General features: G+C 73.1%; 16 protein-coding genes and 1 pseudogene. 7 read left to right on the top strand and 10 right to left on the bottom strand.

What is annotated here, in order from left to right; translation table 11 throughout:
* Positions 1-4 precede the first annotated feature (4 nt).
* Both ACZ5FU_RS20390 and ACZ5FU_RS20385 read right to left on the bottom strand, forming a co-directional pair.
* Positions 5-1,960, bottom strand: a complete 1,956-nt coding sequence (locus tag ACZ5FU_RS20390) for an alpha-1,4-glucan--maltose-1-phosphate maltosyltransferase (protein ID WP_469046115.1) — start codon at positions 1,958-1,960, stop codon at positions 5-7.
* Positions 1,961-2,032: 72 nt separating this feature from the next.
* Positions 2,033-2,329, bottom strand: a complete 297-nt coding sequence (locus ACZ5FU_RS20385; protein WP_451528640.1) for a DUF5133 domain-containing protein — start codon at positions 2,327-2,329, stop codon at positions 2,033-2,035.
* 294 nt (positions 2,330-2,623) lie between these two features.
* Here ACZ5FU_RS20385 and ACZ5FU_RS20380 point away from each other — a divergent pair, with 294 nt between their 5' ends.
* Together ACZ5FU_RS20380 and glgX are read left to right on the top strand one after the other, a co-directional pair.
* The gene (locus ACZ5FU_RS20380; protein ID WP_451528639.1) at positions 2,624-3,133 is read left to right on the top strand and encodes a pep a2; all 510 of its coding nucleotides are present in this window, start codon (positions 2,624-2,626) and stop codon (positions 3,131-3,133) included.
* 26 nt (positions 3,134-3,159) lie between these two features.
* Positions 3,160-5,289 carry a glycogen debranching protein GlgX gene (gene glgX, locus ACZ5FU_RS20375; protein ID WP_451528638.1) on the top strand — a complete coding sequence of 710 codons (2,130 nt, stop codon included), beginning with the start codon at positions 3,160-3,162 and terminating at the stop codon, positions 5,287-5,289.
* 16 nt (positions 5,290-5,305) lie between these two features.
* Here glgX and ACZ5FU_RS20370 read toward each other — a convergent pair whose 3' ends face one another.
* Complete coding sequence (locus tag ACZ5FU_RS20370) at positions 5,306-6,112, bottom strand: VOC family protein (RefSeq protein WP_451528637.1); 807 nt, start codon at positions 6,110-6,112, stop codon at positions 5,306-5,308.
* A gap of 103 nt (positions 6,113-6,215) precedes the next feature.
* Here ACZ5FU_RS20370 and ACZ5FU_RS20365 point away from each other — a divergent pair, with 103 nt between their 5' ends.
* Positions 6,216-6,551, top strand: coding sequence for an ANTAR domain-containing protein (locus tag ACZ5FU_RS20365; protein ID WP_451528636.1), 336 nt, complete (start codon positions 6,216-6,218; stop codon positions 6,549-6,551).
* 47 nt (positions 6,552-6,598) lie between these two features.
* Here ACZ5FU_RS20365 and ACZ5FU_RS20360 read toward each other — a convergent pair whose 3' ends face one another.
* Entirely contained in the window at positions 6,599-7,390 is a 792-nt protein-coding gene (locus ACZ5FU_RS20360) for a SigB/SigF/SigG family RNA polymerase sigma factor (protein ID WP_451528635.1), read from the bottom strand.
* A gap of 432 nt (positions 7,391-7,822) precedes the next feature.
* Here ACZ5FU_RS20360 and ACZ5FU_RS20355 point away from each other — a divergent pair, with 432 nt between their 5' ends.
* A complete protein-coding gene (locus ACZ5FU_RS20355) occupies positions 7,823-8,341 on the top strand; it encodes a hypothetical protein (RefSeq protein ID WP_451528634.1) in 519 nt (172 codons plus the stop codon).
* Between the two features lie 25 nt (positions 8,342-8,366).
* On the opposite strand, the gene hemC is transcribed toward ACZ5FU_RS20355, so the two are convergent.
* From hemC to ACZ5FU_RS20340, 3 genes are all read right to left on the bottom strand, one after another.
* Positions 8,367-9,302, bottom strand: coding sequence for a hydroxymethylbilane synthase (hemC, locus tag ACZ5FU_RS20350; RefSeq protein ID WP_451528633.1), 936 nt, complete (start codon positions 9,300-9,302; stop codon positions 8,367-8,369).
* Between the two features lie 179 nt (positions 9,303-9,481).
* Entirely contained in the window at positions 9,482-10,258 is a 777-nt protein-coding gene (locus ACZ5FU_RS20345; protein ID WP_451528632.1) for an NPP1 family protein, read from the bottom strand.
* Positions 10,259-10,489: 231 nt separating this feature from the next.
* Complete coding sequence (locus tag ACZ5FU_RS20340; RefSeq protein WP_451528631.1) at positions 10,490-11,182, bottom strand: response regulator; 693 nt, start codon at positions 11,180-11,182, stop codon at positions 10,490-10,492.
* A gap of 328 nt (positions 11,183-11,510) precedes the next feature.
* Between ACZ5FU_RS20340 and ACZ5FU_RS20335 the strand changes: the two genes are divergently transcribed.
* The 3 genes from ACZ5FU_RS20335 (at position 11,511) to ACZ5FU_RS20325 (ending at position 13,589) form a co-directional block, all read left to right on the top strand.
* Positions 11,511-11,900 carry a DoxX family protein gene (locus tag ACZ5FU_RS20335; RefSeq protein WP_451528630.1) on the top strand — a complete coding sequence of 130 codons (390 nt, stop codon included), beginning with the start codon at positions 11,511-11,513 and terminating at the stop codon, positions 11,898-11,900.
* Positions 11,897-12,364: a peroxiredoxin gene (locus tag ACZ5FU_RS20330; protein WP_468838210.1), complete on the top strand. Its 468-nt coding sequence runs from the start codon at positions 11,897-11,899 to the stop codon at positions 12,362-12,364. The genes ACZ5FU_RS20335 and ACZ5FU_RS20330 overlap by 4 nt, the downstream gene beginning before the upstream one ends.
* 163 nt (positions 12,365-12,527) lie before the next feature.
* The gene (locus ACZ5FU_RS20325) at positions 12,528-13,589 is read left to right on the top strand and encodes a TauD/TfdA dioxygenase family protein (protein ID WP_451528628.1); all 1,062 of its coding nucleotides are present in this window, start codon (positions 12,528-12,530) and stop codon (positions 13,587-13,589) included.
* Positions 13,590-13,717: 128 nt separating this feature from the next.
* Here the strand turns inward: ACZ5FU_RS20325 and ACZ5FU_RS20320 are convergent, their stop codons facing one another.
* The 3 genes and pseudogenes from ACZ5FU_RS20320 to ACZ5FU_RS20310 all read right to left on the bottom strand — a co-directional run.
* Complete coding sequence (locus ACZ5FU_RS20320; protein WP_451528627.1) at positions 13,718-14,746, bottom strand: LLM class flavin-dependent oxidoreductase; 1,029 nt, start codon at positions 14,744-14,746, stop codon at positions 13,718-13,720.
* 68 nt (positions 14,747-14,814) lie between these two features.
* Positions 14,815-16,320 carry a metallophosphoesterase family protein gene (locus tag ACZ5FU_RS20315; protein WP_451528626.1) on the bottom strand — a complete coding sequence of 502 codons (1,506 nt, stop codon included), beginning with the start codon at positions 16,318-16,320 and terminating at the stop codon, positions 14,815-14,817.
* A 68-nt stretch (positions 16,321-16,388) separates the two neighbouring features.
* Positions 16,389-16,734: pseudogene (locus ACZ5FU_RS20310) on the bottom strand (DUF1684 domain-containing protein); the annotation flags it as partial.
* Positions 16,735-16,827 lie beyond the last annotated feature (93 nt).

Raw genomic sequence — 16,827 nt, 5'->3', positions numbered from 1 at the left:
TGGGTCACCGGACGTGGAACACGTGGGCCGGCGTCCGGCCGGGCTCCAGGCGTACGTAGTTGTCGCTTCCCCACTGGTAGGTCTCGCCGGTGAGCTCGTCGCGCACCGGCACCGACGCGTGCCGGTCCAGGCCGAGTTGCGGCATGTCCAACGAGACCGTGGCCTCCTGGGCGTGGTGGGGGTCGAGGTTGACCACGACGAGCACCGTGTCGTCGCCCCGGCGCTTGCTGTAGGCGATGACGGAGGGGTTGTCCGTGCCGTGGAAGCGGAGGTTGCGGAGCCGGTGCAGCGCCGGGTGGGTGCGGCGGATCTCGTTGAGGCGGGTGATGAGGGGGGCGATGGTGCGGCCCTCGTGGGCGGCGGCGTCCCAGTCGCGGGGGCGCAGCTGGTACTTCTCGGAGTCGAGGTACTCCTCGCTGCCGGGTGTGAGGGGGGTGTTCTCGCACAGTTCGTAGCCGCTGTAGAGGCCCCAGGTGGGGGAGAGGGTGGCGGCCAGTACCGCGCGGGCCTCGAAGGCGGGGCGTCCGCCGTGCTGGAGAAAGGCGTGCAGGATGTCGGGGGTGCTGGGGAAGAAGTTGGGCCGCATGTAGCTCGCCGCCTCGCCCGACAGCTCCGTCAGGTACTCCGTCAGCTCTTCCTTGGTGGTGCGCCAGGTGAAGTAGGTGTAGGACTGCTGGAAGCCGATCTGGGCCAGGGTGTGCATCATCGCGGGCCGGGTGAACGCCTCGGCCAGGAAGATCACGTCCGGGTCGGACCCGTTGATCTCGCCGATCACCCGTTCCCAGAACACGACCGGTTTGGTGTGCGGGTTGTCCACCCGGAAGATCCGCACCCCGTGGTCCATCCAGTGCCGCAGCACCCGCAGCGTCTCGGCGACGATGCCGTCCATGTCGGCGTCGAAGGCGATGGGGTAGATGTCCTGGTACTTCTTCGGCGGGTTCTCCGCGTAGGCGATCGTGCCGTCGGGGCGGTGGTGGAACCACTCCGGGTGCTTGTGCACCCAGGGATGGTCCGGCGAGCACTGCAGCGCGAAGTCCAGGGCCACCTCCAGGCCCTCCTCCCGTGCCCGCTGCACGAACCAGTCGAAGTCCTCGAGCGTGCCCAGCTCCGGGTGCACCGCGTCGTGCCCGCCCTCCGGCGAACCGATCGCCCACGGCACCCCCACGTCCTCGGGCCCGGGATCGAGACTGTTGTTGCGGCCCTTGCGAAACGTCGTCCCGATCGGATGGACCGGCGGCAGATAGACCACGTCGAACCCCATCGCCGCGATCGCCGGCAACCGCCGCGCCGCCGTCCGCAACGTCCCGTGCGGCCGCTCGGCCGTCCCCTCCGACCGCGGGAAGAACTCGTACCACGACCCGTACAACGCCCGCTCCCGCTCCACCAGCAACGGCATGGCGGCACTCGCGGAGACGAGCTCCCGGAAGGGGTGGCGGGCCAGGACCGCGTCCACCTCGGGGGTCAGTGCCGCCGCGTACCGCTCGGCCACCGGGAGCGAGTCGTCGAGCAGCCGGCGCGCCGCCTCCCGCACCAGGCTCCGCGCCGGGCCGCGCGGCACCCGGGCCGCCGCCCGCTCGTGGAGGTGCCCGCCCTCCTCCAGCACCAGTCCCGTGTCGATGTCCGCGGGGATCTTGATCTCGGCGTGCCGGCGCCAGGTCGTGACGGGATCGCTCCAGGCCTCCACGGTGTACGTCCAGCGGCCCACCTCGTCGAGCGTCACCTCGGCACCCCAGCGGTCGGTGCCCGGCGCGAGTTCCCGCATCGGCGTCCACGGTCCACGGCGGCCGTCGGGGCCCTTGAGGACCACGTTCGCGCCGATGGCGTCGTGGCCCTCGCGGAACACCGTCGCGCTGATCTCGAACGTCTCGCCGCTCACGGACTTCGCCGGACGCCGGCCGCACTCCACGCGCGGATGGACGTCCCGCACCGGGATACGGCCGATCGTTCTGGTGGACCTCACGCTGCACCTCCGCTGTACCGAAAAAGGTTTCTGTCGCCCGCTGCTGGTGCCCCGGCCCAAGCGGCCGGGGCGCTACCGGTCCGCCGCCAGCCGCAGCGTGGGCCGGGTCGCCGCGAGCCGCGCGACGCCGTTCCTGCGGGTCGCCCCGCCGCGCAGGAGGCGGGTGTCCGCGCCCGCGCGCAGGTACTGCTCCGCGGCGTCCGCGGCCTCCCGCGCGCAACGCTTGCCCATCAGCACGCACAGGGTGTATCCGCAGTTCTCGAAGGTGGCCCGCACCGCGCGGTCGCCCGGGCGCGCGAGCATCACCCGTTCCCAGGCGCGGTAACTGCGCAGACGTCTGGCGACTTCGGTCTTCGCTGGTAGCAGCATGGCGCTGTTCACCTTCCGGGAGTTCGAGAGGTACGTCGCCCCGCGGCGAGCGGGTCGGCCATGTAAGCAGAGGTGCGAAACCGTCAAACCTCCCGAGGCCTTCACTTATGGTGCACGGCCCACCACCCAACGTCCTGTTGGATCTTGGTTGTGGTGCGCTCGTGTTGCACGAATGGCGTAGCAGGCCCACTGTGGTTGTGACTCAGGAGCGACAAACGCTCACGCTTCGTGTTCGGGGCTCGGCCCGCCGGGCCGAGAAGGAGCGGAGCCTCGCCGGTGAGGAGACGAACGACGATGAAGACCGCAGTTCCCTGCTACTACCACCTCGACGTGGACGTGAGCCCGGACCGGGTCGGACAGGTCAGGCGCATCCTGGCCGCACACCTGAGGCACTGGGACCTCGAAACGCTCGTCGAGCCCGTCTGCGGTGGGACCGGGATGCTGCTCGAGGCCATAGACGAGCACGCCACGGACAAGCACACCTCCGTCGAGCTGTGGTGGAACGGCCAGCACCTGATCACCGCGGTCGGCGGCGACGACCGGAACCTGCGCCCGGACCAGGACCTGCGGGCCTGCCTGGAGCGCATCGCCGCCATGAGCGACGGCTGGGGCTGCTGCGCCACCGACACCGGCAGCAAGGTCATCTGGTTCTCGCAGCGCGCCCGCGCCGGCGAGCGCGTCCCGCTCGTGCCGACCCTCCCCGAGCGGGACCTGCGCGAGATGCTGCAGGTGCCGCGCGAACTGCCGGTCGCGGCCCTCGCCACCACCGAACAGACGGACGGCGTCCTGGAGGGCGCCCGGTGACGTCCCGGCCGGACCGGAGCGCAGGGGTGCCCGCCTGGAGCGGGCGCCCCTACCCGTTGGGCGCCGACTTCGACGGGAACGGCACCAATTTCGCCCTGTTCAGCGAGGTCGCGCACCGCGTCGACCTCGTCCTCCTCGACGACGGAGGCGGCAGCCGCGACGTACCGCTGGGCGAGGTCGACGGTTTCGTCTGGCACGCCTACCTGCCCGGCGTCGGCCCCGGGCAGCGCTACGGCTACCGGGTCCACGGCCCCTGGGACCCGGCCGCCGGGCACCGCTGCAACCCGGCCAAGCTCCTCCTCGACCCCTACGCCCGCGCGGTCGACGGGCAGATCGACAACCACGCCTCGCTGTTCGAACGGGCCGGGGGGCGCCCCGACCCCGGGGACAGCGCCGGACACACCCTGCTCGGCGTGGTCACCGACCCGGCCTTCGACTGGGGCGGGGACCGGCCGCCGCAGCGTTCCTACGCCGACACGGTGATCTACGAGGCCCACGTGCGGGGCCTGACCCGCACCCACCCCGACGTCCCGCCCGCCCTGCGCGGCACCTACGCCGGCCTCGCCCACCCCGCGGTCACCGGGCACCTCACCTCACTGGGCGTGACCGCGATCGAGCTGATGCCCGTCCACCAGTACGTGCAGGACGGCGTCCTGACGGACCGGGGCCTGTCCAACTACTGGGGCTACAACACCATCGGCTTCTTCGCCCCGCACAACGCCTACGCCGCCCACGGCACCCGCGGCCGGCAGGTCGCCGAGTTCAAGACGATGGTGAAGGAGCTGCACGAGGCCGGCCTCGAGGTCATCCTCGACGTCGTCTACAACCACACCGCCGAGGGCAACGAGAGGGGCCCCACCCTCTCCTTCCGCGGCATCGACAACGCCTCGTACTACCGCCTGGTCGACGGGGACTGGTCGCACTACTACGACACCACCGGTACCGGCAACAGCCTGCTGATGCGCCACCCCCACGTCCTCCAGCTGATCATGGACTCGCTGCGGTACTGGGTGACCGAGATGCACGTCGACGGCTTCCGCTTCGACCTCGCGGCCACCCTCGCCCGCCAGTTCCACGAGGTGGACCGGCTCTCGGCGTTCTTCGACCTGATCCAGCAGGACCCGGTGATCAACCGCGTGAAGCTGATCGCCGAGCCGTGGGACGTCGGCGAGGGCGGCTACCACGTGGGCAACTTCCCGCCCCTGTGGTCGGAGTGGAACGGCCGCTACCGCGACACCGTACGGGACTTCTGGCGCACCGAACCCGGCTCGCTCGCCGAGTTCGCCTCCCGCCTGACCGGCTCCGCCGACCTGTACGCCCACCACCGGCGCCGCCCCCGCGCCAGCGTCAACTTCGTCACCGCGCACGACGGGTTCACCCTGCGCGACCTCGTCTCCTACAACGACAAGCACAACGAGGCCAACGGCGAGGACAACCAGGACGGCGAGAGCGACAACCGGTCCTGGAACTGCGGAACCGAGGGCGACACCGACGACCCGGCCGTGCTGGAGCTGCGCGCCCGCCAGCAGCGCAACCTCCTCGCCACCCTGCTGCTGTCCCAGGGCATCCCGATGATCTGCCACGGCGACGAACTCGGCCGCACCCAGCGCGGCAACAACAACGCCTACTGCCAGGACAACGAGGTCTCCTGGATCGACTGGCGGCCGTCCCGGGAGCGGAGCGACCTCGTCGACTTCACCCGGCGGCTGATCGCCCTGCGCTCGGCCCACCCCGTGCTGCGGCGGCGCCGCTTCTTCCGCGGCGAGTCCGCCGGCCGCGCCGGGCAGCCGCTGCCCGATCTGGTGTGGCTGCTGCCGAACGCCCGCAGGATGACCGACCGTGACTGGCAGCGCTCCGACGCGCACTGCGTAGGGGTGTTCCTGAACGGCGACGCCATCGCCGAACCCGGCCCGCGCGGCCGGCCCGTCGTCGACGACTCGTTCCTGCTGCTGCTCAACAGCTACTGGGAGCCCGTCGTCTTCCGGCTGCCCGGCGCCCGCTACGGGGAGCGCTGGACGGTCCGCGTCGACACGGTGGAACCGGACGGCGGCCCGGACGAGACGGAGTACAAGGCGGGCGCCGAGGTGACGGTGCAGGCCCGCGCCCTCGTCGTGCTCTCGCGGCCGCCGCGCCGCTGCGCACCGAAGCCGGCGTAGGCGCCCGCGCGGGCGGTCAGCGGCCGCGGTGCGAGGTCACCGTGAACTGGGCGCCGTCGGGGTCGCGCAGCACGGCCTCGTCGGCGCCCTTGGTCAGCACGCTGCCGCCATGCCGTTCGGCGTCCCGCGCGCAGGCCGCCACGTCCGGCACCGCGAAGTGGACCTGCCAGTGCGGCCGGATCGTCGGGTCGGGGGCCGCCTCCAGGGCGCCCGACTCGATCCGGGCCACGATGTCGCCCCGGCTGCGCAGCACCACCTCGCCGCCCTCGTAGTGGACCTCGCAGCAGCCCGGCCGGTCGCTCGCCCAGTCGAGGATCTCGCCGTAGAAGATGGCGGAGTCGAAGGCGTCGCGGGTGTGCAGCCTGATGAAGGCGGGGGCGGCCTGCCGCCAGGCCTCCCAGTTGCCGACCAGGGCGCCCTCCCACACCCCGAAGGTCGCGCCGTCGCGGTCGGCCAGCAGCGCCGCCCGGCCCGGCGGCAGCGAGATCGGCCCGACGGCGACCGTGCCGCCCCGCTCCCGCGCGCGGGAGGCCGCCACGTCCGCGCTCGGCACGGCGAAGTACGGCGTCCAGGCCACCGCCATCTGCCACACCGAGGCGACGCCGGCGATGCCCGCCACGGGGACGCCGTTCACCAGGGCCGTGCGGAAGTGGTCGCCGAGGCTGCCCCGACGCCAGTCCCAGCCGAGGACGGCCCCGTAGAACCGCTGGGTGGCCTCCATGTCCCGGCTGGTCAGGCTCACCCAGCAGGGCGCGCCGAACACGGAGTGTGTGGAGACGACCTCCATCGCACCGGAGGCGGCATCAGAGCGGTGATGGTTCATGGCACTCGCGTTCCTGGTCGGTCGGCGGTCGGCGGCACGGCACCAGTGTCCCGCCGGACCCTTCCACGGCGCCTGCCGGGAGACCCGGTGGCACGATGGAGGAGTGCCTCGAGTACCGAGCGAATCCCGTGGTGAAACGGACCGCATCGTCGAACTCCAGCGGGAGGTCGGCCAGCTCAAGGACGCCGTCGCCTCGCACGCCGTGGTCGACCAGGCGATCGGGGTGATCGTCGGCCTGGGGCGGATGACGCCGGACGGGGGATGGACGGTGCTGAAGGAGGTCTCCCAGCACACGAACATCAAGCTGCGCAACGTCGCGGAGCTGATCCTCCTGTGGGGCCGCAGCGGGCGGATGCCCGAGGAGATCCGCGCGGAGCTGGAGGACGCGGTGGACCGCCACAGCCCCGTGCAGATCCCCGGTGCGCCGCCGCTGGAGTGACGTCCGCCGCGGCGACGGCGCCCGTGCCGCGTCGGGGGGAGGGGCGGTCAGCGGGTGCCGACGGCGATCTCCTCGCGCAGCCGCTCGAAGCATCCGCTCAGCAGCCGGGAGACGTGCATCTGCGAGATGCCGAGCTGTTCGGCGATGCTGCTCTGGGTCATGCCGCCGAAGAAGCGCAGGTACAGGATGGTCCGCTCGCGTTCCGGCAGGGCCCGCAGGCACGGGGCGACGGCCACCCGGTCGATGACGGTGTCGTACGCCGGGTCGGGGTCGCCCAGGGCGTCCTCCAGCGCGTACCCGTCGGTGCCGGGCATCTCGGCCTCCAGCGACAGCGCGGAGAAGCATTCGAGGGCCTCCGTGCCGGTGCGGACCTCGTCCTCGGTCAGCTGCGCGTACTCCGCGATCTCGGCGAGGGTCGGAGCCCGTCCCGACGTGGTCTGGGAGAGGTCCTTGACGGCGTGCCGCACCCGGTTACGCAGGTCCTGGACCCGGCGCGGGACGTGCAGCGTCCACATGTGGTCGCGGAAGTGGCGCTTGATCTCACCGGTGATCGTCGGCACCGCGTAGGCCTCGAAGGCGCGGCCCCGGTCCGGGTCGTAGTGGTCGACGGCCTTGACGAGCCCGAGGGCCGCCACCTGGTAGAGGTCTTCGAGGCACTCGCCGCGCCCGCGGAAGCGGACGGCTATGCGTTCGGCCATGGGCAGCCAGAGGCGGACCAGTTCGTCGCGGAGCCGCCGGCGCTCGGGGCCGTCGGGGAGCCGGGCGAGCCGGGCGAAGGTCTCGGCGGTGTCCGGTGCGTCGTCGTGGGGGTGCTGCTTGGTTCTGACGGTGGTACGCATCAGGCGTGCCTCCCTCAGGCGGGTGCCGGTGGATGGACGGACACCGTGGGACGCACGCACGCGCGCTCGGACCTCGGGGATCCCCCGGAGCCGGCCCGTCGGCGGGCTCCCACGGAGGTGCCTCCGGTCCGAAGCACTGGTGTGCTGATGCCCGTCATGCGGTGATCTAAAACAGATAATCCCATTAAGGCTGTTCGTCTGCATGTGGTCCACCGCCCGGCCGGCCCGTCCGCCGCCCGCCGATCTTGCCCGTGACGTGATGTGCGGCACGCCCGCCGTGCCGCCCGCGCGGCCCCGGACGGGATTCTTCCTGCGCACGGCTTGATCACCGATCAAAAGGGGTGAAGGCCCTGGCCGCACCGCATTCCGCTCATTTGACAGTGCGCCGAGCCCACGGATAGGAAGCAGCCCGTAGAAGTCGAGAGGTGGACTGTGTACGAGCCGAACGTGGTCGGGGACTGGCACGAGTACGACGAGCATGCCGGTCTGCGGATCCGCGTCCACCGTCTGGAGCGGGCGGAGCCGCCCCGGGGACGCGACGACGCGGCCGAGGGGCTGACGTACTTCACCCTGCGGGTGACCGTCGAGAACCGCGGCGAGCGGAGCTTCGGCGTCCACCTGGAGGACGGGCAGATCGACGTGCGGATCGGACCCGACGGCGAGAGCGCCTTCATCGACTGGCGCAACTCGCAGTTCGTCGAGGGGTTCGACGTCTACCCGCTGCGCCGCGCCACCGCCGTGCTGTACGCCGCCGGGCCCGAGGCCGCGCTGGGCCAGGTCGACGTGCAGATCCAGCTGCGCGTCGACGAGGAGTGGGCCGGGCGGCGGATGTGGGCCGGCGGCGTCGGTCTGCACGAGGGGCCCGCCGGGGCCCCCGCCGCGGTCCGCGACAGCCTGGCGCGCCAGGTGAGCAACTTCCTGCGCGACCAGGCGGAGGAGGGCACCGCCTGACGCCCCGCCCGGCGCCCCGTCCCGCTCAGTGCGGGATGCCGTCGATGATCTCGCGGGCGCCCTGGCGCAGCAGCGCGACGGCCACCGACGTGCCGAGCGTGGCCGGGTCGAGGCGGCCCGCCCACTCGTGGGCGTTCAGCCGGGTCTTGCCGTCCGCGGTGAACACGCAGGCCCGCAGGGAGAGCTCGCCGCCGCGGTCCACCCGTGCGAAACCGGCGATGGGGCTGTTGCAGTGGCCCTGCAGGACGTGCAGGAACATCCGTTCGGCGGTGGCCTCCCGGTGGGTCGCCGGATCGCCGAGCCCGCTGACCGCGTCGATCAGGTCGCCGTCGCCCGCACGGCACTGCAGGGCGAGGACGCCCGCGCCGATGGGCGGCATCATCGTCTCCGGCGAGAGCACCTCGCTGATCACGTCCGGCCGGCCGATGCGCTCCAGGCCCGCCACCGCGAGCAGCAGCGCGTCCGCCTCGCCCGCCGCGAGCTTCGCCAGCCGCCGGTTGGCGTTGCCGCGGAACGGCACGCATTCCAGATGCGGGTGGGTCGCGGCCAGTTGGGCGACCCGGCGCACCGAGGAGGTGCCGATCCGGGTCCCCGCCGGGAGTTCGTCGAGGGTGAGCCCGCCCGGGTGCACGAGGGCGTCCCGGATGTCGTCCCGCTTCAGGAACGCCGCGAAGACCGTGCCGGCCGGCAGGGGGCGGTCCGCCGGGACGTCCTTGACGCAGTGCACCGCGAGATCGGCCTCGCCGGCCAGCAGGGCCGCGTCGACCTCCTTGGTGAACGCGCCCTTCCCCTCGACCTGGGACAGGTCCCCCAGCCACTTGTCGCCGGTGGTCCTCACGGGGACGACCTCGGTGCGCACCCCGGGGTGCAGGGCGGCCAGCTCCGCGCGGACGCGCTCCACCTGGGCCAGGGCCATGGGCGAGTCGCGGGAGACGATGCGGATCAGTTCCGGAACGGACATGCGGGACACGATAGACCCTCGGGGGGCCGCTGTTCGACGCCTGGGACGAAGAGCGGCCCGCCCGCTGTCCGGCCGGCGCACGGGGCCGTCGCGGGGCCGGTCGCCGGTCCGGTCCGGTGACCGGGGCGCGACCCGCGTCCCGCTCGGGTCCCGTCCCGGTACCGGACCGGGTCACCGGGTCACGCGTAGGCGTCGAAGGTGATCCCGGACGGCTTGGCCGAGTTGAGGTGGTTGCCGAAGCTGTCGTCCCGCAGGCCGAAGTGGGCGCTGCCGAAGTCGTAGGAGCTCAACTTCTCGCGCACGCCCGCCGGGTAGCCGTTCCAGCCGACCAGCGGCGGGTACTGCCAGGTGCCCTTGTGGTTCTCCGGCGGTTCGTCGTTGGAATTGGCGAGCCGGAAGCAGTGCGTGCTGATGCCGTCCTTGTGGTAGACGACCTTCGCGTGGGTGCCGTCGAAGCGGACCCCGGAGGCGGCGGTGACGGTGAACGAGCCGTGGTTGGACGTCGAGACGTACTTCACCGCGTTGTTCTGCACCCACACCACGACGTGCTCCCAGTCGTGCCGGTGCCCGCCGATGCTGGTGCCCGCCAGCGCCTGGTCCTTCTCGAAGTACAGGCCGTACAGGTAGGCGCACCAGCCGTTGTTGCACTTGTAGCGGGAGTAGCTGTTGGTGTTGTCGAGGTCCGAGGCGTCACGGCAGTTGCCGTTGAGGGCGCCGGTCGGGTTGAGGCCGCCGTTGACGGTTCCGTCGGGGCCGATCGCGGGGGTGGAGTAGCAGCCGTCCGTGTCGTAGTCGAAGGCCGGCAGGTACGCGCGTTCGCCCGCCTCGGCGTTGGCCGGGAGCGACGTGGGAGGGGCCGCGTGGGCGATCGTGGGGACGGCGACGACGAGTGCGGCGGCACCGGCGAGACCGGTCAGCCATCTCCTGCCGTGCTTCTTGAACGCGGGTGACGACACTGCGTCCTCCTCAGGACCGGGCGCAGCCGAACGGCTGTGTGGGGAAAGGGAGTTCAGCTTCCCCGATCTTCGGTCCCACGCCAAGGGGTCGTGGCCGTCCTGGTGGTGAAGCGCAGCACAACAAATGGCTCCTGACGGATCGTCAGGAGCCTCGGGGGTCGCTCGCGGCAGGCGGTCCCGCCCCGTCGGCCGGGGGTGGCGGCCCGCCGGGCAGGGGTGGTGTCCCGTCGGTCAGAGGTGGTGGCCCGGCGGCAGCGGCGGGGCCTGGACGAGGCCCGTCTGGTAGGCGACGACGACCAGTTGGGCGCGGTCGCGGGCGCCCAGTTTGGTCATGGCGCGGTGGACGTGGGTGCGCACGGTCAGCGGGCTCACGAACAGCTTCTCGGCGATCTCGTCGTTGGAGTGGCCCTCGGCCACCCGGGCCATCACCTCGCGTTCGCGCGCGGTGAGCGCGGACAGGTCCTCGGGCACGGCCGTGCGGGCGCCCTCGACGGAGGAGGTGAGGAAGCGGGTGATCAGGGCGCGGGTGGCGAGCGGGGACAGCAGGGACTCGCCGGAGGCCACGGTGCGGATGCCGTCCAGGAGGGCGTCGGCGGTGACGTCCTTGCCGAGGAAACCGCTCGCGCCGGAGCGCAGCGCGGCGGCGACGTACTCGTCGATCTCGAAGGTCGTCAGGATCAGCACGCGCGTGGTGGACAGGTCCGGGTCGGCGCAGACGGCGGCGGTGGCGGCGAGGCCGTCGGTGCCGGGCATGCGGATGTCCATCAGGACGACGTCCGGCCGGTGCTCGCGGGTCAGTCCGACCGCCTCGGCGCCGTCGGCGGCCTCGGCGACGACCTCCATGTCGTCGCAGGAGTCGATGAGGATCCGGAAGGTGGCCCGCAGCAGGGCCTGGTCGTCGGCGAGCAGTACGCGGATGGTCATGACGTCCGTTCTCCAGGGTCCCCGGCGCGGCCCGGCCGGGGTGCCCGGCCGTGGTCCGGGAGGGGCTGCCTCCATGGTGACGGACGGGGCTGCCTCCATGGTGACGGACGGGGCTGCCTCCATGGTGACGGAGGGGGCGCCCCGTGTCGTCGTACGGTCGCCGCACGTCCGGCGTACTCGTCCCGCCGTACGGTCCGCCGCGCCCGTACGCCGCGAGGGGGAGCCGGCCGGCCCCGGGCGGCAAGGTCTCCGGGGCGCGGCCGGACCCACCGACGGAGCGGCCTCTACTCTCCGGTAATCTCGCGCCAGGCCGTCAGAGGAGAGAGCCGTGTCCCGGTCCCACCGTTCACCCCTGTTGCTCGCGGGCCTCCTGGCCTCCGCGGGCGTCGCCCACTTCGCCGCGCCGCGCGCCTTCGACGCGATCGTGCCGCGCTCCCTGCCGGGTTCGCCGCGGACCTGGACGTACGCGAGCGGTGCCGTCGAACTGGCCCTGGCCGCCGGCGTCGCCCTCCCCGCGACCCGCAGGAGGACCGCGCTGGCGACGGCCGCGTTCTTCGTGGGTGTCTTCCCCGCCAACGTCAAGATGGCCGCGGACCGGCGCCACCGCCCGGCCCCGCTCAAGGCCGCCGCCCTCGGCCGGCTGCCCCTTCAGGTGCCCCTCGTGCTGTGGGCCCGCAATGTCGCACGGAACACGCGGAAGACGGAGGGAACCCCGTGAGCAAGGCACTCGAGACCGGTGACCTGGTCGAGGACTTCGCGCTGCCGGACGAGACCGGCACCGTCCGCAGGCTCACCGAACTGCTCGCCGAGGGCCCCGTCGTCCTCTTCTTCTACCCCGCCGCCCTCACCTCCGGCTGCACCGCGGAGGCCTGCCACTTCCGCGACCTCGCCGCCGAGTTCGCCGCCGTCGGCGCGCGTCCCGTCGGCGTCAGCGGCGACTCCGTCGACCGCCAGCAGGAGTTCGCCGGCCGCCACACGCTCGGCATGCCGCTGCTGTCCGACGCCGACGGCACCGTGCGGGAACGGTTCGGTGTGAAACGCGGCTTCTCCCTGGCCCCCACCAAGCGCGTCACCTTCGTCATCGACCGGGACCGCACCGTCCTGGCGGTCGTCCGCAGCGAACTGCGGATGAACACCCACGCCGACCGCGCCCTGGAGGCGCTGCGCGACCACCGCGCCTGAGGGCCGTGCGGGCACGCCTCGCCGCGAAAGGGGCCCCTCGGGCCGGCTGTGCCTCCCCTCGATCGGAGGACGGGCGGACGGCGGAGGCACCGTCGTCACGCCGCCGGTCCGCTGTCACGATCTCCTGGGAGCCGTACCGGCGACGAGGACGAGCGGAGCGCACATGACGACCGGGTTCGACAGCGAGGCGCAGGACATGGCGGGGGACGCGCGGGGCGGGGCAGGAGGCGCCCCGGCGCCCGCGGCGGTGCGCGCGGCGCTCGACCAGGCACTGGACGAGGCCGTGCGGGAGGCCGGTCTGACGGTCCGGCCGGCCGCCGGGCACATCGGCGCCGACATCGACGGCGTCGACCTGGCCGGCCACCTCGGCGACGCACAGGTCGCCGCGATCAGGGCGGCGGTGCTGCGCTGGAAGGTGGTCTTCTTCCGCGGGCAGCGCCTGGACCACGCCGGGCACGTGGCGTTCGCCCGCCGCTTCGGCGAGCCGGTCGTCCCGCGCCGGCGCGGCAGCGCCTCCCCGGCGGACTTCCCCGAGATCGAGACCACCGCCGACCGGCTGGAACTCGGCGGCCGGTTCGGCATGGAGCACGACGAGTGGCTGCGGCGCCGCCGCCACACCCTGCTGCGCGGCTGGCACCGCGACCACGGCGCGCGCGTGGACCCGCCCGCGGCGACGATCCTGCGCGCCGAGACCGTCCCCCCGTACGGCGGCGACACCACCTGGTCCAACCTGGCCGCCGCCCACGCGGGACTCTCCGCGCCCCTGCGCCGCTTCGTCGAGGGACTGCGCGCCGAACACCGCCTCGGCGTGGGCTACCAGCCCCGCCCCGGCGACGACGCCTACGTCCGTCACCTCCTCGACCACCAGGTCGCGTCCGTGCACCCGCTGGTACGGGTCCACCCCGAGACGGGCGAGCGGATCCTCTACGTCGACGGCTACTACGTCGAGCAGATCGCCGGCCTCTCCCGCGCGGAGAGCGCGGCGATCCTGGAACTGCTGCTGGCGGAGGCGACCCGCCCCGAGTACACGGTGCGCTTCCGCTGGGAACCGGGCAGCGTGGCCTTCTGGGACAACCGCGCCACCATCCACCTCGCCCCCGCCGACAACGCCCACCTCGGCCTCCCGCGCACCATGCACCGGGTGATGCTCGCGGGAGACGTCCCGGTCGGCGTGGACGGCGAGCCGTCGCTGCCGGTCACGGGGACGGAGGCGGGCCGCTGGTGAGACCACCGCGGCCCGGCGGCCGCCCGACGGCACCCGCCGCCCCGCCGACCGGCCGCCCGGTCCCGGCGCCCGGTCCCGTGGCCCGGTCCCGTGGCCCGGCCCCGACGGCCGGTCGCGGACGCCCGGTCTCAGACGCCCGGCTTCCATCCCAGTGCCGGTCCCAGCGCGGTCGCCATGTCGGTGAGGATCTGTACGTAGTCCTCGTGCTCGAAGGTGAACGGGAGGGCGAAGGCGACCTCGTCGATCTCGCGGAACGCCGCGTGCGCGTGGAGGCGTTCGGCGAGTTCGGCGGAGGTGCCGACCAGGTCCGGGGCGAACAGCAGCCGGGCCGGGCCCTGCGGGGACGTGGTGCGCGGGAGGCGCTCGGCGGCGAACCGCTCGTACTTCGCGCGCTGCCGGGGCGTCGCGGAGTCGGTGGGGACGACCACGAGGCCCTGCGAGACGCGGGCCGCGTCACCGTCGGGGTGCGCGGCGCGGAAGGCCCGCACCTGGGAGAGCTGGACGTCGGCGAAGTCCCGTGCGTCGTCCGGTCCTTCGGCCTTCACCACGCTGCTGGTGAGGAGGTTCACGCCGTTCTCCCCGGCCCAGCGCGCCGAGCCGACGCTGCCGCCGCCGTACCACAGGCGGCCGGCCAGGCCCGGGGAGTGCGGCTGCACGCGGTCGGAGAACACCTCGAAGCCCTCGACGCCGCTGAAACCGGTGGCGGGCTCGCCGCGCACCAGGTCGAGCAGCCGCCGCACCCTCCCGTACCCGAAGTCCTCGGCGTCGGCGGTGTCCGGGTACAGGGCCTCCTTGACCCGGTCGTAGTGCATCGGGGGACCGGTGCTCACCCCCGGATTGAGCCGGCCCCCCGACAGGACGTCGACGGTCGCGAGGTCCTCCGCCAGCCGCAGCGGGTTCTCCCAGCCCAGCGGGATCACCGCGGTCCCCAGTTCGATGCGGCTGGTGCGCTGCGAGGCGGCCGCCAGGACGGCGACCGGGGAGGAGATGCCGTACTGGAGGTGCCGGTGGCGCAGCCAGGCGCTGTCGAAGCCGAGCCGCTCGCCCAGTTCGATGATCTCCAGCGTGGTCTCGTGCCCGCGGCGCGGGTCGGCCCCGTCGAACAGGCCGATGGTGAGGAAGCCCAGCTTGCGCAGCGGGCGGGGAGCGGTCGGCATCGTTTCCTCCATCGTCGACGGCGGGCACCGCGTACCCGCCGTGCTCAGGCGATTGTCGCAGCGAAGGGTCAGGTCAGCGGGATGACGACCTCGTCCTCGACCGGCGGGTCCAGCTCCTGCGCGCGGTTGCCGGTGGCCGCGAAACACCGCAGCCGCACGCTCTCGGGGCTCACGTCCAGACGCAGGAAGCACTTGAAGAACGGCGGGCTGTACGTCGCCGAACCCGGTGAGAACAGCGAGGTGTAGATCTTGCGCACGGGCAGCCGGAACCGTGCTCCGCGGTCCGGCCGGCGGGCGGTGCCCAGCAGGGTGGCGACCAGCCGGATCCGCCGGGTGATCCGCACCGGACCGCCCGGAACCCGGGTCGGCGGAATGCCCAGCCGCTCGGCGATCACCGCGGTCGCCTCGGCCTCGGTGATCCTGAACAGCCGCCGCAGCCGCAGCCGTCGGCCGTACAGGCGGCTGTAGAAGGCGAGGGAGTCGCCGCGCAGCGGATAGCAGCGGAAGTCCGCCTCCGTGACCCCGCCCACGGCGACCCGCGGGATGGTGTGCGTGGCGTGCATGAACGCGCCGCCGCCGCCCGCGACGACGTACTGGAGCGTGCGGCCGTCCGCCAGCGGCACCGGATAGCGCTGGTAGTTGTGGATGTCGCCGCCGATCGCCGCGACGAACCGGTGCGCGGGATCGCGCACGATCTCGTCGACCGTGCCGCCGCCCTCGATCGGGCAGGGGTGGTGCGCGCCGTCCACGTACAGCGGCGAGCCGGTGATCAGGATCTTCGGACGCGGCCCGCGCGCCGTCTCCCGCAGCCAGGCGCCCTGTTCGGCGTCCAGGGTGCCCAGCAGGCCGGTGTCGAGGCCGATGATCCGCACCGGCCCGGAGTCGATCGCCCAGTACGGGCCGGGCTGCACGGCCTGTTGGGCCGGGTGGCTCCGCAACTCCCTCGCCCGGGAGAGCTGTTCGCCGCCGTCGTGGCGCGGGCGGTGCCACAGCAGGGAACGCAGCCAGGCCCGGCCGAACGGCCGGGGCGCGGGTTCCCCGGGCAGCGGCGGGGCGTCGCCGCAGAAGACCCGCATGAAGGCACCGAGGTCCTCGTACCAGTCGTGGTTGCCGGGTATCGCGTAGATCGGCGCCCGGTAGTCGCGGTACGGGCGGAAGAACTTGCCGGCGTAGCCGTCCGCGCCGCCCACGGGGTAGATGACGTCGCTGGCCAGGACGGCGAAGTCGGTGTCCCGGCCCACTTTCAGGAAACCGGGGACGACGGCGTACTGCGGGTCGTCGCCCTCGCCCGTGTCGCCGATCACCAGGAAGGAGAAGCGGTCGGGGTCCGGGCGCCGGATCACCTTGTCCGCCGGCGCCCCGGCCGCCGCCCGCTGGGCCACCCACCGGCCGCGCGTACGGCCGGTGGGGTCCCCGAACCAGGACGCCAGGACGCCGTTGCGCGCGGCCCACAGCGTCCTGGGGTCCAGCCACGAGATCCTGCGGACCTCGGCGGGCATCAACTGCCGGTAGGTACCGGGGTCTTCGGCGCCCCAGCCGGCGCCTTCGGCGGTGTCACGTGAGGAGTCGGGCACCGGTGCACCGTAACAACGCTCCGGGCCGGGGCGGCGGGGAGGGTGACCGGGGAGCGGATCCGGTTCCGCCCGCCCCGCTCGAGCGGGATCCGCTCGCCCGCCTCGATCGCGACCGGCAGCCGGTTCCCGGCCGGGCGGCAGCGGGCAGGTGGCCAGATCCGTGTAGGCGCAGGGCAGGTTGCCGGCCCGGTTGAAGTCCGGCGTCACCCGGCCCTCGCCGTCCGGCGCGGCGAGCCGGAGGGAGCGGTCGGCGGCGTACGTCGTCACCCCCGAGGTCGCGTCCGTGAACAGCACCGTCAGGCTGCCCGGCGTGCCGCCGCCGAAGGCCGTGAGGCGGTACGCCGGGCCGTCCAGGCCGAACTCGGCCCGGCCGGGGGAGTCGTACACGTGCTCCAGGCCCTCGACGCGGCGCCCACCGTCGCCCTGAAGTTCACGGGCGCCGGGGACTCCTCCCTCCAGACCGGCTTCGTCGTGGACGACACCGCCCTCACGACCGGCTGACCGGCC

The sequence above is a fragment of the Streptomyces sp. NPDC031554 genome (assembly GCF_055580685.1).
Note: the sequence above shows the minus strand (reverse complement) of the source record. Positions and strands in the feature narration are given on the sequence as shown.

Excerpts from the sequence above, each read along its gene's own strand:
- ACZ5FU_RS20385 (WP_451528640.1), bottom strand. The coding sequence starts at position 2,329 with ATGCTGCTACCAGCGAAGACCGAAGTCGCCAGACGTCTGCGCAGTTAC.
- ACZ5FU_RS20380 (WP_451528639.1), top strand. The coding sequence starts at position 2,624 with ATGAAGACCGCAGTTCCCTGCTACTACCACCTCGACGTGGACGTGAGC.
- ACZ5FU_RS20370 (WP_451528637.1), bottom strand. The coding sequence starts at position 6,112 with ATGAACCATCACCGCTCTGATGCCGCCTCCGGTGCGATGGAGGTCGTC.
- ACZ5FU_RS20360 (WP_451528635.1), bottom strand. The coding sequence starts at position 7,390 with ATGCGTACCACCGTCAGAACCAAGCAGCACCCCCACGACGACGCACCG.
- hemC (WP_451528633.1), bottom strand. The coding sequence starts at position 9,302 with ATGTCCGTTCCGGAACTGATCCGCATCGTCTCCCGCGACTCGCCCATG.
- ACZ5FU_RS20340 (WP_451528631.1), bottom strand. The coding sequence starts at position 11,182 with ATGACCATCCGCGTACTGCTCGCCGACGACCAGGCCCTGCTGCGGGCC.
- ACZ5FU_RS20325 (WP_451528628.1), top strand. The coding sequence starts at position 12,528 with ATGACGACCGGGTTCGACAGCGAGGCGCAGGACATGGCGGGGGACGCG.
- ACZ5FU_RS20320 (WP_451528627.1), bottom strand. The coding sequence starts at position 14,746 with ATGCCGACCGCTCCCCGCCCGCTGCGCAAGCTGGGCTTCCTCACCATC.